The sequence below is a fragment of the Pseudomonas jinjuensis genome (assembly GCF_900103845.1).
Taxonomy (GTDB): Bacteria; Pseudomonadota; Gammaproteobacteria; order Pseudomonadales; family Pseudomonadaceae; genus Pseudomonas; species Pseudomonas jinjuensis.
The window spans coordinates 128,902-142,729 of the sequence record NZ_FNIJ01000014.1 but is presented as its reverse complement, the minus strand read 5'-3'; the positions used below and the strand labels follow the sequence as shown (position 1 = coordinate 142,729).

Sequence of the window (13,828 nt, the reverse complement as noted above, 5' to 3'; positions counted from 1 at the left end):
GGGACTCACACCACAGCGGTTTTCATGGCCAGCGGGCCGATTTTCTGGATGTCACGCTGGTAGGTGCGCCGGGCGACGCAGAACACCAGGGCGGCAGCGATGCTGATCAGCGGGATCAGCTGGAAGGCGTGGTCGAGGCCGAAGCGGTCGGCCAGCACGCCGGTGAGCCAGGGGCCAGGGGCCAGGCCCAGCAGGTTGTTGGCCAGGGTCAGGGTGGCGAACGCGGTGCCGTGCACCAGCGGGTGGGTCAGGTTGGCGACCATGGCGCCGGCCGGGCCGGAGGTGCCGGTGGTCACCAGCATGCCGAGACCGAGCACCACCAGCTGCGGCATGCCCGGCTGCATGTGGAAGGCGATGGACAGCAGGGTGCAGCTGATCGCGCAGTAGGCGATGGCCAGGGCGATCTTGCGATCCGGCGCGTTGCGGCACATGCGGTCGCTGAGCATGCCGCAGAGGATCATGCCGGCGCCGCCGAGCAGGACGATGATCGCCGAGACCCCGCCGGCCTGGTCGGTGGCCATGCCGTAGTAGCGGTTCAGGTAGCTGGGGAACCAGACCATCACCGCGGCGCCGACGAACAGCTGCAGGCCACTGCCGATGTAGGCACAGATCACCGAGCGGCTGCTGAACAGGGTATGCAGCGGACGCTTGCCGGACTGGGCCTGCTCCGGGGTGGCTTGCGGCGCGCAGACGCGGCGGTCCTTCACCACCAGCGGGTAGACCGCCGCCAGCAGCAGGCCGAACAGCGCCATGCCGACGAACGACCAGCGCCAGCCCAGCTGCTCGGCGAGCACACCGCCGAGGGCCATGCCCAGCACCGAGCCGAACATGCCGCCGGCCATGAAGGCGCCGGTCAGGGTGGCGCGCATGCTGGCGGGGAAGACCGAGAGCACCAGGGCGATGCCGACGCTGCCGTAGGCGGCCTCGCCGACGCCTACCAGGAAGCGCGCGAGGAACATGTGCTGGTAGTTTTCCGCCAGGCCGCAGCCGAGGGTCGCCAGGCTCCAGAGCATGGCCATCAGCGCCAGGCTCCGGGCCCGGCCCCAGCGGTCGGCGACCAGGGAAAGGGGGAAGGTCAGCAGGCCGACCATCAGCGCGACGATGCCGCTGAGCAGGCCGAGCTGCGAATCGCTCAGGCTCCATTCGGCCTTGAGCAGCGGAAACACCGCATTGAGCACCTGCCGCGACATGTAGTCGGAGATCAGCAGGCCGAAGGTCAGGGCGAACACCACCCAGGCGTAGGGACGGGAAACCCGGGGTTCGCTCTGGTGGGAGTCGCCGGCGGCAGCGGGATGGAAGGCCATGGCGGTGAGTACCTTGTTGTTGTTCTGGAAAAAGACAGGTTGCCTGCGATCGGCGCTGGTAAGCGCGACCCGGCAACCTGAAGGTCCGGGGCAATGCGTGGTCGTCCCGGACCGGCTGGCCCTGAGGGGCCATCGATACCGTTCCGTCAGGCGCGCTGTGGCACGCCCTTCTGACCGGCCTGGCGATTGGGCGCCATGCCGTTCATGCGGAGGGTTTCCTCGACATCCTTGTATTGCACGCCGATCCGGTAGATCTCGCGCGCTTCCTTGCCGTTCGCCACTTCGCGACCCAGCTCGTGGGCGACGCGCACGCACTGCTGGATCTGCTCCACCGAGCCCATGCGCTGGCCGCGCTGGCCGATGATGGTGTCCTCGATGCCGCAGCGCGGGTGCAGGCCCATCGCCATGGACATCATGTTGAAGGGCAGCACGTTCTTCAGCAGCGACTCGGCGGTGATGGTGCAGCCGTCCGGGGCGCGGTGGATGAAGTTCATGAAGTTGTGCGGGTTCGGGCCGTCGAAGCCGCCGCCGATGCCGATCCAGGTGAGGTTCAGCGGGCCCAGGTAGACACCCTTGCGCACCAGGCGCTCGAGGGTTTCCAGGGCATGCATGCCGGTCAGCTGGAAGTGCGGCTGGATGTTGGCCGCCTGCAGGCGCTTCAGGTGTTCGGCGACCCAGGCCGGGCCGGCCGGTACGGTCATTTCACTATAGGCCGACTGGAACAGCGGGTTGCTCAGGGAGGTGCCTTCCAGGTACTCCGGATAGAGCAGCTCCATGATGTTCATCTGGGTGGTGTTGATCGCCACGGTGACCTGGTCCGGAGTCGGGGTCAGTTCGGCGAGCATGTGGCGGGTGTCGTCGGACAGCCACTTGGCCGCCTCGCCCTCGTCTTCCGGGGCGAAGGAGATCGAGCCGCCGACCTGGATGATCATGTCCGGCACCGCCTCGCGCACGCCGGCGATCAGCTCGTTGAACTTGGACAGGCGCTTGGAGCCCTTGCCGTCCAGTTCGCGCACGTGCAGGTGCAGTACGGTGGCGCCGGCTTCGTAGCAGTCGACGGCCTTCTGCACCTGCTCCTCCATGGTCACCGGAATGTCTTCCGGGAAGTCTTCCGGCATCCACTCGGGGCCGTAGGGCGCCACGGTGATGACGACCTTTTCCTGGTTCTCGGGGTGCAGCGAATCGTCGAAGAATTGCATGTCGGTGTCCTTCAGCGGGTTGTAAAGGGCCCGACCCGGTGCGCAATGCGAGGGTGACCGGGCGGGCGAAAAGGGGTCAGAACGGCTTGTCGCCGATGATTCCGGCGCGTTCCATCCTGCGGTGGCACGCCGGGTAGTCCATGACGGCGTAGTGCTGGGTGCAGCGGTTGTCCCAGATCGCCACGCTGTTCGGCTGCCAGCGCCAGCGCACCTGGTATTCCGGGATGTACACCTGGCTCACCAGGTAGCGCAGCAGGTCGGCGGCGCCGGGGTTGGCGTCCTGGCCGAAGCGCACGTTGGCCGCCGTGTGGTAGTTGCTGAAATGGGTGGTGAAGGCGTTGACGAAGAGGATCTTCTCGCCGGTTTCCGGATGGGTGCGCACCACCGGGTGCTCGGCGTCCGGATACATTTCCTTCAGCGCCAGGCGCTTCTCGATCGGCATGGCCGCGCCGAAGCTCGCCTCGATGCTGTGGCGGGCGCGCAGGTCGGCGATCTTCGCCTTGATCTCGGCCGGCAGCATCTCGTAGGCCAGCGCCATGTTCGCCCACATGGTGTCGCCGCCCACCGGCGGGCACTCGATGCAGCGCAGCACGCAGCCCATCGGCGGGATCTCGCGCCAGGTGGCGTCGGTGTGCCAGGCGTTCTCGTAGCGGTCGTTGGGCTGGTCGGGGTTCTTGTAGATGCGCACCAGGCCCGGATGCTCCGGATCGCTGCCGGCCACCGGGTGGTCTTCCAGCTCGCCGAAGCGGCGGGCGAAGGCCACGTGGTCGGCGCGGCTGATGTCCTGGTCGCGCAGGAACAGCACCTTGTGCCTGAGCAGTTGTTCCTTGATCGCGGCGAACAGGCCGTCGTCGCGGGCGGCATCGCCGAGGTTGACGCCGCTGATTTCGGCGCCGATGGAGCAGGTCAGTCGTTCAACGCGCATGATCGATGTTCCCTCAGAGGACGAAGATCGAAGAGCCGGTGGTCTTGCGCGATTCCAGGTCGCGATGGGCCTGTACCGCGTCCTCCAGCGCGTAGTGCTGGTTGATCTCGATGCGGATGCGGCCGCTGCCGACGTGGTCGAACAGCTCGCCGATCAGCTCGGCCTTTTCCGCCGGATCGGCGATGTAGTCGGCCAGCGCCGGGCGGGTGACGAACAGCGAGCCCTTCATCGCCAGCAGGACCGGATCGAACGGCGGGATCGGGCCGGACGCGGTGCCCACGCAGACCAGCAGGCCGCGGCGCTTGAGCGAATCCAGCGAGGCCATGAAGGTGTTCTTGCCGACGCTGTCGAAGACCACGTCGACGCCGCGGCCGCCGGTCAGTTCGCGAACGCGGGCAGCGATGTCTTCCTCGCTGTAGTTGATGACGTGGTCGCAGCCGTGGGCACGGGCGACTTCCGCCTTGGCCGGGCTGGAAACGGTGCCGATCACGTTCAGGCCGAGCAGCTTCGCCCACTGCGAGACGATCAGGCCGACACCGCCGGCGGCGGCGTGCAGGAGGATGCTGTCGCCTTCCTTGAAGGCGTGGATCCTGCGCATCAGGTAGGCGGAGGTCAGGCCGCGCATGGTCATCGCCGCGGCGGTCTCGAAGGCGATGGTCTCCGGCAGCTTGATCAGCGGCGCGGCCGGGATCAGGCGTTCGGTGCTGTAGGCGCCGAGGGTGTTGAGGAAGCCGGTGTAGGTGACGCGGTCGCCGGGCACGACGTTGTCCACGCCCTCGCCCACCGCCACCACCACGCCGGCGGCTTCCACGCCCATGCCGCTGGGCAGCGGGACCGGGTAGGTGCCGTTGCGGAAGTAGGTGTCGGCGTAGTTCAGCCCGACCGCGACATGGCGCAGGCGCACCTCGCCGGGGCCCGGATCGCCGACTTCGACGTCCTCGTAGCGAAGCACTTCCGGGGTCCCGGTTTCGTAGAAGCGAACGGCTTTGGCCATGCCCTTTTCTCCAGCTTGATTCTTGTTCAGGGGGTCATGGAGCCGAATTTAGGGAGCGGCCGGAATCTGCGCTTCACATCCGGCGACAGAGACTTTTCATTTCATGACAGGCGGCGTGATCAGGGCGTGTCGAGCAGTACCCAGACCGGCGCGTGGTCGCTGGTATGCGCCAGGTCGCGCACCCAGCGGTCGACGCCGGCATCGGCGAGATGCGGGGCGAGGTCGGCGCTGAGCAGCAGGTGGTCGATGCGCAGGCCGGCGTTGCGCGGCCAGTGCTGGCGGAAGTAGTCCCAGAAGGTGTAGATGCGCTCGTCCGGATGGCGCGCGCGGATCGCGTCGGTCCAGCCCTGGGCCAGCAGGCGCCGGTAGCAGTCGCGGCTTTCCGGCTGCAGCAGCGCGTCCTTCAGCCAGGAGCGGGTGTCGTAGATGTCCTCGTCGGTGGGCACCACGTTGAAGTCGCCGGCGATCACCACCGGATGGCCGCTGGCGTACAGCCCGGCGGCATGGGCGATCAGGCGTTCGAACCAGGCCAGCTTGTAGTCGAACTTCGGCCCCGGCTGCGGGTTGCCGTTGGGCAGGTAGAGGCAGGCGACCAGCACGCCGTTCACCGCCGCCTCGATGTAGCGGCTGTGCAGGTCGCTGTCGTCGCCCGGCAGGCCGCGGCGCACTTCCACCGGCTCGGCATCGCGGGCGAGGATCGCCACGCCGTTCCACGACGGCTGGCCGAGCCACACCGCGCCGTAGCCGGCCTTGCGCAGTTCTTCGGCGGGGAAGGCGTTGTCCGGCGCCTTGAGTTCCTGCAGGCAGACGGCGTCCGGGGCCTCCCGTTCCAGCCATTGCAGCAGGATCGGCAGACGCGAGCGGATGCCGTTGATGTTGTAGCTGGCGATCTTCATTCCGGCCATCCCGGGGGCTGCTCGATCCAGCCTAGCAGACCTCAGCAGTGCACCGACCACTGCTGGGCGGAGCCCGCCACGGGCAGTTCGTCGACCGCCTGGATCAGCCCGCAGTCCAGCGCTTCGTCAGGCTCGACGATGCGCGGATAGGCCATCAGGTAGCGCGGGATGTCCAGCGGCTCGCGCGCATCGCGGGTGCGCTCGGCGACGATGTCGGCATACAGGCGCAGGTCGTAGTCCAGGCTCATGGCGTATTCGCTCATCCGCGCGTGGTCCACCGAGCCGTGCAGCGTCCAGTGGAACGGATGGAACAGGAACTTGCTGTAGCGGCAGGCGGTGCGTCGCTCGCCGGCGAGGAACAGGATGTTGCCCATCGACTCCACCGTGCCGAGGTTGTGGGTGTCGACCTGCAGCGGCAGGGTGCGCAGGAAGTTGTAGAGGGTGAAGCCGTAGCTGCAGTCGCCGCCCATGGTGGCGATCTTCAGCACCAGGCGCTCGGCTTCCTGCTGCACGACCTTGACGCAGGTGCTGATCAGGTTGCCGCAGGTCGAGGCGGTGATCGGGCCGGTGAAGTGGATGACGTGCGTGCTGTGGCTGGACATGCTCGTGACCTCCGCGTCTGGACGGCTTGCTGGTGAGAGTAGGTCTCCACGCGGGGCGTTCAACCTTTCCGAAATGCGGCGGGCCAATCCGGGGTCCTATGCTGAAAGAAGGAGATCCCGAGATGTCCGGTGAGAAGCCCCTGCCCCGCCGTTGGCCGGTGCGCACCCACCGCAGGGGATCGAGGAGGCCAGCATGACCACCCCACGCAGACAGCCCTTCGCCGGGCGCCTGGTAATGATCGGCTATGGCAGCATCGGCCGCGGCGTGCTGCCGCTGCTGCTCAGGCACATCGAACTCGATCCGCAGCAGGTGCTGGTCGTCTGTCCCGACCAGGCGGCGCGCGACGCCGAACGCGAATACGGCGTGCGGGTCGAGTCCGGCGCGCTGACCGCGGAGAACTTCCACCAGGTGCTGGAGCCCTTGCTCGGCAGCGGCGATTTCCTGCTCAACCTGTCGGTGCAGGTTTCCAGCCAGGCATTGCTCGCCCTCTGCCAGACCCGCGGCGCGCTGTACCTGGACACCTGCATCGAGCCCTGGGCCGGCGGCTATACGGACGCCTCGCAGACACCCTCGGAACGTTCCAACTACGCCCAGCGTCATGCGGCGCTGGCCTTGCGCGCGAAGCCCGATTCGCCCACCGCCCTGCTCACCCACGGCGCCAATCCGGGGCTGGTCTCGCACCTGCTCAAGCAGGCGCTGGAGAACCTCGCCCGGGACCTCGGCGACAAGGCCGCGCCGCCCGCCAGCCGCGAGGACTGGGCACGCCTGGCGCAGCGCCTGGGCGTGCGTTGCGTCCACATCGCCGAGTACGACTCGCAGTATTCCAACCGGCACAGGGAGCCGGACGAGTTCGTCAATACCTGGTCGGTGGACGGCTTCATCGGCGAAATCTGCCAGCCCGCCGAACTGGGCTGGGGCAGCCACGAACGCGGCCTGCCCGCCGACGGCCGCCGCCACGCCTTCGGCAGCCAGGCGGCGATCTACCTGCAGCGCCCCGGCGGCGCCACCCAGGTGTACAGCTGGACTCCCGGCGCGGGGCCGACGCTGGGCTGGCTGATCACCCACAGCGAGGCGATCTCCATCGCCGAGTTCCTCAGCCTCGGCGAGGGCGCCCATCCCGCCTACCGGCCCACGGTGCACTACGCCTACCGCCCATGCGACGACGCCGTGCTGTCGCTCAACGAACTGGCCGCGCGCCACTGGACTGCGCAGAGCCGCCAGCGCCTGCTGTTCGACGACATCGCCGGCGGCATGGACGAACTCGGCGTGCTGCTCATGGGCCACGCCCGCGGCAGCTACTGGTACGGCTCGCGGCTGGGCATCGCCGACGCCCGCCGGCTCTGCCCGCACAACAACGCCACCAGCCTGCAGGTGGCCGCAGCGGTGATGGCCGGGGTGATCTGGGCCATGCGCAACCCGGCGCGTGGCATCCTCGAACCGGACGACCTGCCCTACCGGGAAATCCTCGAACTCTGCGCGCCCTATCTCGGCGAGCTGGGCGGCTTCTACAGCGACTGGACGCCCCTGGCCGGGCGTGAACGGCTGTTCGCCGAACCGCAGCTGGATCAGGGCGATCCCTGGCAGTTCCGCAACTTCCGCGCGTCCTGAACGTTTCAGGGGAGCGGAATGCATCATTGAATAATTCGATATAACCGCGACCGGGAAATATTGCTGCGAAAATGCCATATGCCGTGCCAGGCGTTTCCGCGGGAAGAAGCGATAGCACTTCAATATCGGTCCAGCGCAACCGCGTCGTGCATTTTGCAATTGAAAAATGCCCGGTCGTCAGCCCATCCCGCAAAATTTCAAACCCACCCGTTATCCGACGATCCCGTTGCTAAGCTTGCTGTTCCAGTCGTTTTCCTCGCAGTCCTGGCAATAAGCATCAACAACCGAAGGGCATGTCCGATGAATATTTCCTACCAGCTGTTCAAGGATGTGATCGAAGAAGAATTCAGTGACGTGGAATGCCATTGCTACCTCAACCCGGACCAGACCGCGACCCTGCTTCTGCGCCTCAACGACTTCAAGCGCAGCAACCACGTCATCCCTTCGATCGATTTCCGCTCGGCCAGCTATCGCGAGCTGAGCCTGCTCATCATCGACATCCGAAAGCAGCTGGACGAACTGGAAGCCTGCGGCAACATCCGTCTGCAGGCCTGAGAAAAACCCCCTCTCTGTCCTGGCTCAGGGTCGCGGGCATGGCCCTGCGCCAGGTTCGCGAGCAAGGACTGGGCGTCCCCCTCGGTCCTACGAAGAGCGGGAACGTATCTGTGTAGCGGGCCATGCCCGCGAAATTCCGCCGCCGCCGATGCATCAGCCATTTCATGATGGTTCCCTCGCTTCCGCCTGGGAACCACGGGAATCCCCCCCACAACCCCGCCCCTAAGGTTTCCCCCTAGTCGCCTAGGGGGAGATTCCCCCGCTCATGGGAATCGTCCCGATTCTCCCCTGTCGCCCCCTCTCTTAGCCTTTCCGCCATCCGCAAGCGGCCACGCTCCCCGTGCAGGAGCGCGCCCGGTTACCGAACAAGAACAACGAGCTCACCCCCACCCTGGAGCCAGTAACCGTGACCCACACACCTCATCCCCGCAAATCCGGCCATGCCTACGAGTGGTACATCGTATCCCTGTGCATGGTGGCGTACATCTTTTCCTTCGTTGACCGGCAGATCCTGTCGCTGATGATCGAGCCGATCAAAGCCGACCTGCAGATATCCGACACCCAGTTCAGCCTGCTCAGCGGGCTGGCCTTCTCGCTGTTCTACGCCTTCATGGGCGTGCCCATCGCCTACCTGGCCGACCGCGCCTCGCGGGTGCGCATCATCGCAATCGGGGTCGCCTTCTGGAGCCTGGCCACCGCCGTCTGCGGCCTGTCGAAGAACTTCCTGCAGATGTTCCTCGCCCGCATGGGCGTCGGGGTGGGCGAAGCGGCGCTGACGCCGGCCACCTACTCCATGCTCAGCGACATGTTCCCGCGCGAGAAACTCGGGCGCGCCATCGGCCTCTACTCCATGGGCGCGTTCCTCGGCGGCGGGCTGGCGTTCCTGGTCGGCGGCTACGTGATCGAACTGCTACGACGCCGAGCGCAGGGGCCCGTCCGGCCCGAGCGCAATCGCCGGGGAGGCACAGCCATGAAAATAGTGGCGATAGGCGGAACGGGCCTGATAGGAACCCAGGTCTGCACTTTCCTTCGCGAGCAGGGGCATGAAGTCCTTGCCGGCTCGCCGAAGACCGGCGGCGCCGATCCGGTCCATCGCCACGACGCCCACGGGTTCATCTACGTGCTCGAAGGCGCCATCGTCATGGGCGTGAAGGGCGGCAAGGAAGTCACCCCGACACCGGGACAGAGCTTCCACGAAGGCCCGCAGGACATCCACACGGTCGGGCGCAACGCCAGCCGGGAAAAGCCGGCGAAGTTCCTGGTGTTCCTGCTCAAGGACGAGGGCAAGCCGCCGGTGATTCCGGTCGATTGAGCGTATTGGCGCGGCAAACATGGACCAGGGTTCCGGTCCGCTGCGCCAGCCCCTACAACTCTTCGGTGATGTACAGGTAGAACGAACGCGCCATCTCCCGCTCGGTGCGGCGGTCCGTCAGCGAGAGGGTGCCGCCGTGGTTGACCAGCGCATACACCAGCGTGCCGAGCATCATCTGGAAGGCGAACAGGATGCGCTCCGCCACTGCTGGCGACGGCCCTGCAGGATGCAGCCGGGCGAGACGGGGCACCACCTGTTCGACATAGGCCATGTTCAGCCGCTTGACCGGATCGTCGCCCTCGCGGGCGCGCTGGATGATCGAGGCGCGCAGCACGCCTTCATGGCGGTATGCCCAGAGGCGGAGGTTGCGGGCGATCGTCTCGATCATCTCGCGCAGCTCCCACGGCCGCGCGTCGAACTGCGCCATGCGCAGGGCCGTGGTGTCACGCAACTCGACCCGCACCAGCACCTGAAGCGCATTGAAGAACACCTCCTTGCTCTCGAAGCGCGTGTAGAAGGCGCCGGTGGTCACCTCGGCGCGGGCGCAGAGATCGTTGATGGTGAGCTGGTCCAGCGACATGTGACGCAGCAGGCGCCGGCCTGCCTCCAGCAGTGCGTGGGTGGTGCGCAGTCCGGGGGCGTAGCGCGGGGGCTGGTAGCCGGCCAAGCCGTCGAGTTCACGCAGGGCAGCTTTCATCGTGAGGGCAGATCCAGGGAGACAGTGGTGGCGAGCTTACCCGCTATGGCGTCCGGGTGAGTAGCCGAACACCGTTGCCGGCTTCAGTTGACTGCGCGGTCCTGGCCTTTCCAGTAGGGTTCGCGCAGGTCGCGCTTGAGTATCTTGCCGGCACCGGAGAGCGGCAGTGCCTTCTTGAACTCTACCGATTTCGGGCATTTGTAGCCGGCGATGTGCTGGCGGCAATGGGCGATGATTTCCTCGGCGCTCGCTTCCTGGCCGGACTTGCACACCACCACGGCATGCACGGCCTCGCCCCATTTTTCATGCGGGATGCCGATCACCGCGCTGGCGGCTACCGCCGGGTGGCGGCCGATGGCGCTCTCGACCTCGGCGGAATACACGTTCTCGCCGCCGGTGACGATCATGTCCTTGATGCGGTCGACGATGAAGATGTAGCCGTCCTCGTCCATGTAGCCGCCATCGCCGGTGTGCATCCAGCCGCCGCGCAGAGCCTCGGCGGTATCTTCCGGACGGTTCCAGTAGCCGAGCATGACGTTGGCGCCCTGGGCGATGATCTCGCCGACGGTGCCGCGAGGCACTTCGTTGTCGTGTTCGTCGACGATCTTCACGTTCACCCCCAGCACGGCACGCCCCGCCGAACGCACGCGGCCATTGGCGATGCCCGCCGCGCAGTGGCTTTCCGGGCCGTTGCTGGAGATACCCGGCGAGGTTTCGGTCATGCCGTAGCCATGGGTGAACTCCACGCCGGGCAGGCGCTCCAGGGCCAGCTCCAGAACCGGCGCTGCGATCGGTGAGGCGCCATAGGCCATGCGCTTGAGGCTGGTCAGGTCATGGCGGGCGAAGTCCGGATGCATGATCAGCGCCTGCAGCATGGTCGGCACCAGGAGGATGTCGGTGACGCGTTCGCGCTCAATGGTCTGCATGAGTTCGAGCGCGTCGAACGAGGGCACGAACACGTGGGGCTCGCCAACGATCAGCTGGACCACCAGGCGCGCCAGGCAGGCGGTGTGGAACATCGGGGCGACGTGCAGCACCGGCGAGTTCTGCGGCACGTTGAACGAGCCCAGGCGTGACATTGCCGACGACCACAGGTTGAGGTGCGATTGCATGACGCCCTTCGGCCGGCCGGTAGTGCCGCCGGTGTACATGATGGAGGCCAGGTCGTTGCCGCCGCGCTGGGCATCGCCGACCGGCGCGGCTTCGGCGATCAGTAGCTCGTAGGAGAGCATGCCTTCCGGCGCCGGGCCGTCGCCGACATGGATCAGCAGCGGCCGCACCTTGGCGGTCGCGGCGATGTCTTCGGCCAGGTGCAGGAAACTGTCGTCTACCAGCAGGATGCGGGTATCGCAATCGTCCAGCGAATAGACGATCTCCGGCACGCTCCAGCGGATGTTCACCGGGTTGAGCACGCCGCCGCCCCACCAGGTGGCCAGCATGTATTCCAGAAAGCGGTCGGAGTTCAGGGCCAGCATGCCGACGCGATCGCCGATGCGCATGCCGTGCTGCTGCAACGCGCCGGCCAGGCGCGCGACCCGCTCGCCCAGTTCACGGAAGGTGTGGCGGCGTTCGCGGAAGATGGTGGCGGTGTGAGTGGGGTGAAGCTGCAGGGCACGGTGCAGCCCTTGGGTCAGGTACATCTGGCGATCCTCGAACTTGTTCTTGTGGTGGACGACTGCGTTGACAGGTGCAAATCGGCGTGGCTATCTTACGAAAACATATCCCGGAATATCAATTGACTTGTTATTGATCGATTCGGGCTGTGAGGCCGGCATGAAGGCCAGATGTGATTTCGTTGAAAAACGCTCAACCCCATAAAGACAAGAAGTTGGAGAACGTGATGACCGCTTCCGCACACACCGCCGCAATGTCCACAGCGGATTACCCGCAGCCGGCCGTCCACCCCGAACTTGGCAATGAAGTCCGCGTGCACCTGCACCCCGAAGGTCTGCCGCTGTTCGTCGAGCCGGCTTCCGAGCGACTGAAGAACGACTTCGCGGCGTTCAAGGCATGGTTCGTCGGCCATGAGAAACCGCTGCAAGATCTGCTGCACACCTACGGTGCGCTGCGCTTCCGTGGTTTCCCGATCCACGGCTCCGAAGATTTCGCTGCGATGATGGCCCACTATCCGAACGCCGACATGGGCTACACCGGCGGCGGTACCCCGCGCGCCGCGCTGGCCGGCAAGGTGTTCGAGGCCACCCGCTTTCCGAAGCACATCCGCCTGCCACTGCACCAGGAAATGAGCTACCTCAAGCACTGGCCACTGATGGTCGGCTTCTACTGCCATGTGGCCGCCACCGAGGGCGGGGCAACCGACATCGGCTCCATCGCCCGCCTCGAGTCCCTGCTGGAGCCCAGCTTTCTCGAGCGCATCCGCAAACACGGGCTGATCTACAAGCGCAACTTCCGCGACAAGTACCTGGAAAGTGACGACAAGCTGCACCCTGACCTGGTCAGCCTGCATCGGCCGTGGCAGGAAGCCTTCTTCACCGAGAGCAAGGAAGAGGCCCAACTCGCCTGCGAGAAGATGAATCTCGAATGGAAATGGCTGGACGACGGCAGCCTGGAAACCGTGTATCGCACCAGCGGCTTCGTGACCCATCCGGTCCTGGGTACCCAGCACATGTTCAACCAGGCCAACACGATGAACACCATCGATAGCGGCGTGAACAGTATCAACTGGCCAGCCTACACCGCGCGCTACACCAACCGCCCGAAGCCAACGGAGTGCACTTTCGGCGATGGCACGCCAATGACCCACGATGAAGTGCTGCAGTATCGCGAGGCGGGCCACAAGGCGACGGTGATCGCGCCGTGGCAGAGCGGCGAAGTGATGCTGGTCGACAATATCCTCGTGCTGCATGGCCGCTCGCCGTTCGATGGCGAGCGCAACGTCCAGGTCCAACTGTTCGGAAGCGGCAGCCATGACTGAGCTGAAATCGGTGCCGGGTAACGCCGAAGAACAGGCCGCACTGGAATGGCAGGCGCGCGTCGACCTGGCCGCCGCCTACCGGCTGGTCGAGCTGTTCGGCTGGAGCGATCTGATCGCCAACCACATCTCCATGCGCGTTCCCGGGCATGAAGACCAGTTCCTGATCAACCCGTTCGGCATGGGCTTCGACGAGATCACCGCGTCGAGCCTGCTGAAGATCGACCTGGACGGCAACCAGTTGGAGCCCTCGGCCTACAGCGCCAACAAGGCCGGCTTCACCATCCACAGCGCGGTGCACCAGGTGCGTCACGATGCGCACTGCGTGCTGCACCTGCACAGCCTCGACGGCATGGCGGTGTCGGCGATGGAGGAGGGCCTGCTGCCGTTGACCCAGTCGGCGATGTTCGTCACCGGCGACCTGGCCTATCACGAGTTCGAAGGCCCGGCGCTGAACCTGGAGGAGCGCGAGCGTCTGCAGCGTGATCTCGGCAGCAAGAACCTGATGATCCTGCGCAACCACGGCACCCTGACCGTTGGTGCCAGCGTCGCCGAGGCCTTCGTGCGCATGCACATGCTCGAGCGTGCCTGCGCCGCGCAGGTGCGCGCCCTCAGCATGGGGCGGGCGCTGAACAGGGTCGCCGACGAGGCGCGCATCCTCAACGAGGAGCTGGGCGTCAAACGGATGTTCCCGTACTACGCCCCGCTGGCCTGGCCGGCGCTGCTGCGCAAGCTCGACCGCGAGATGCCTGGCTACGATCAGTGACGCCAACGCCCTTCCCGGTCAGGGAAGGGCGTTTTTC

The 13,828-nt window shown here is 66.1% G+C and carries 13 protein-coding genes and 1 pseudogene; 6 read left to right on the top strand and 8 right to left on the bottom strand.

Annotation, left to right across the window (positions count from 1 at the left end; translation table 11 throughout):
- Positions 1 to 5: 5 nt before the first annotated feature.
- The 6 genes from BLR75_RS19445 to BLR75_RS19420 all read right to left on the bottom strand — a co-directional run bounded on the left by BLR75_RS19445 (position 6) and on the right by BLR75_RS19420 (position 5,920).
- Positions 6 to 1,304: an MFS transporter gene (locus BLR75_RS19445; RefSeq protein ID WP_084312327.1), complete on the bottom strand. Its 1,299-nt coding sequence runs from the start codon at positions 1,302 to 1,304 to the stop codon at positions 6 to 8.
- A 146-nt stretch (positions 1,305 to 1,450) separates the two neighbouring features.
- Complete coding sequence (locus BLR75_RS19440; RefSeq protein ID WP_084312325.1) at positions 1,451 to 2,503, bottom strand: beta-keto acid cleavage family enzyme; 1,053 nt, start codon at positions 2,501 to 2,503, stop codon at positions 1,451 to 1,453.
- A gap of 76 nt (positions 2,504 to 2,579) precedes the next feature.
- On the bottom strand, positions 2,580 to 3,428 hold the full coding sequence (locus tag BLR75_RS19435; RefSeq protein ID WP_084312323.1) for a TauD/TfdA dioxygenase family protein: 849 nt from the start codon (positions 3,426 to 3,428) through the stop codon (positions 2,580 to 2,582).
- Positions 3,429 to 3,441: 13 nt separating this feature from the next.
- A complete protein-coding gene (locus BLR75_RS19430; protein ID WP_084312321.1) occupies positions 3,442 to 4,422 on the bottom strand; it encodes a quinone oxidoreductase family protein in 981 nt (326 codons plus the stop codon).
- Positions 4,423 to 4,541: 119 nt separating this feature from the next.
- The gene (locus tag BLR75_RS19425) at positions 4,542 to 5,327 is read right to left on the bottom strand and encodes an exodeoxyribonuclease III (RefSeq protein ID WP_084312319.1); all 786 of its coding nucleotides are present in this window, start codon (positions 5,325 to 5,327) and stop codon (positions 4,542 to 4,544) included.
- 32 nt (positions 5,328 to 5,359) lie between these two features.
- The gene (locus BLR75_RS19420; RefSeq protein ID WP_084312317.1) at positions 5,360 to 5,920 is read right to left on the bottom strand and encodes an ATP-dependent Clp protease proteolytic subunit; all 561 of its coding nucleotides are present in this window, start codon (positions 5,918 to 5,920) and stop codon (positions 5,360 to 5,362) included.
- A gap of 193 nt (positions 5,921 to 6,113) precedes the next feature.
- Between BLR75_RS19420 and BLR75_RS19415 the strand changes: the two genes are divergently transcribed.
- The 4 genes and pseudogenes from BLR75_RS19415 (at position 6,114) to BLR75_RS26790 (ending at position 9,396) form a co-directional block, all read left to right on the top strand.
- A complete protein-coding gene (locus BLR75_RS19415) occupies positions 6,114 to 7,529 on the top strand; it encodes a homospermidine synthase (RefSeq protein ID WP_084312315.1) in 1,416 nt (471 codons plus the stop codon).
- Between the two features lie 300 nt (positions 7,530 to 7,829).
- Positions 7,830 to 8,084: a hypothetical protein gene (locus BLR75_RS19410; RefSeq protein ID WP_084312313.1), complete on the top strand. Its 255-nt coding sequence runs from the start codon at positions 7,830 to 7,832 to the stop codon at positions 8,082 to 8,084.
- A 406-nt stretch (positions 8,085 to 8,490) separates the two neighbouring features.
- Positions 8,491 to 9,000 (top strand): annotated as a pseudogene (locus BLR75_RS26795) (MFS transporter); the annotation flags it as partial.
- 54 nt (positions 9,001 to 9,054) lie between these two features.
- On the top strand, positions 9,055 to 9,396 hold the full coding sequence (locus tag BLR75_RS26790; RefSeq protein WP_169720262.1) for a cupin domain-containing protein: 342 nt from the start codon (positions 9,055 to 9,057) through the stop codon (positions 9,394 to 9,396).
- A gap of 52 nt (positions 9,397 to 9,448) precedes the next feature.
- Here BLR75_RS26790 and BLR75_RS19400 read toward each other — a convergent pair whose 3' ends face one another.
- Both BLR75_RS19400 and BLR75_RS19395 read right to left on the bottom strand, forming a co-directional pair.
- Positions 9,449 to 10,093, bottom strand: coding sequence for a TetR/AcrR family transcriptional regulator (locus BLR75_RS19400; protein ID WP_084312309.1), 645 nt, complete (start codon positions 10,091 to 10,093; stop codon positions 9,449 to 9,451).
- Between the two features lie 83 nt (positions 10,094 to 10,176).
- On the bottom strand, positions 10,177 to 11,733 hold the full coding sequence (locus tag BLR75_RS19395) for a long-chain-fatty-acid--CoA ligase (protein WP_084312307.1): 1,557 nt from the start codon (positions 11,731 to 11,733) through the stop codon (positions 10,177 to 10,179).
- A 200-nt stretch (positions 11,734 to 11,933) separates the two neighbouring features.
- Here BLR75_RS19395 and BLR75_RS19390 point away from each other — a divergent pair, with 200 nt between their 5' ends.
- Both BLR75_RS19390 and BLR75_RS19385 read left to right on the top strand, forming a co-directional pair.
- Complete coding sequence (locus BLR75_RS19390) at positions 11,934 to 13,028, top strand: TauD/TfdA family dioxygenase (protein ID WP_084312305.1); 1,095 nt, start codon at positions 11,934 to 11,936, stop codon at positions 13,026 to 13,028.
- Positions 13,021 to 13,791 (top strand): class II aldolase/adducin family protein, encoded by a 771-nt coding sequence (locus tag BLR75_RS19385; protein ID WP_084312303.1) that lies wholly within the window; start codon positions 13,021 to 13,023, stop codon positions 13,789 to 13,791. Before BLR75_RS19390 ends, BLR75_RS19385 begins: the two co-directional genes overlap by 8 nt.
- Positions 13,792 to 13,828: the final 37 nt, after the last annotated feature.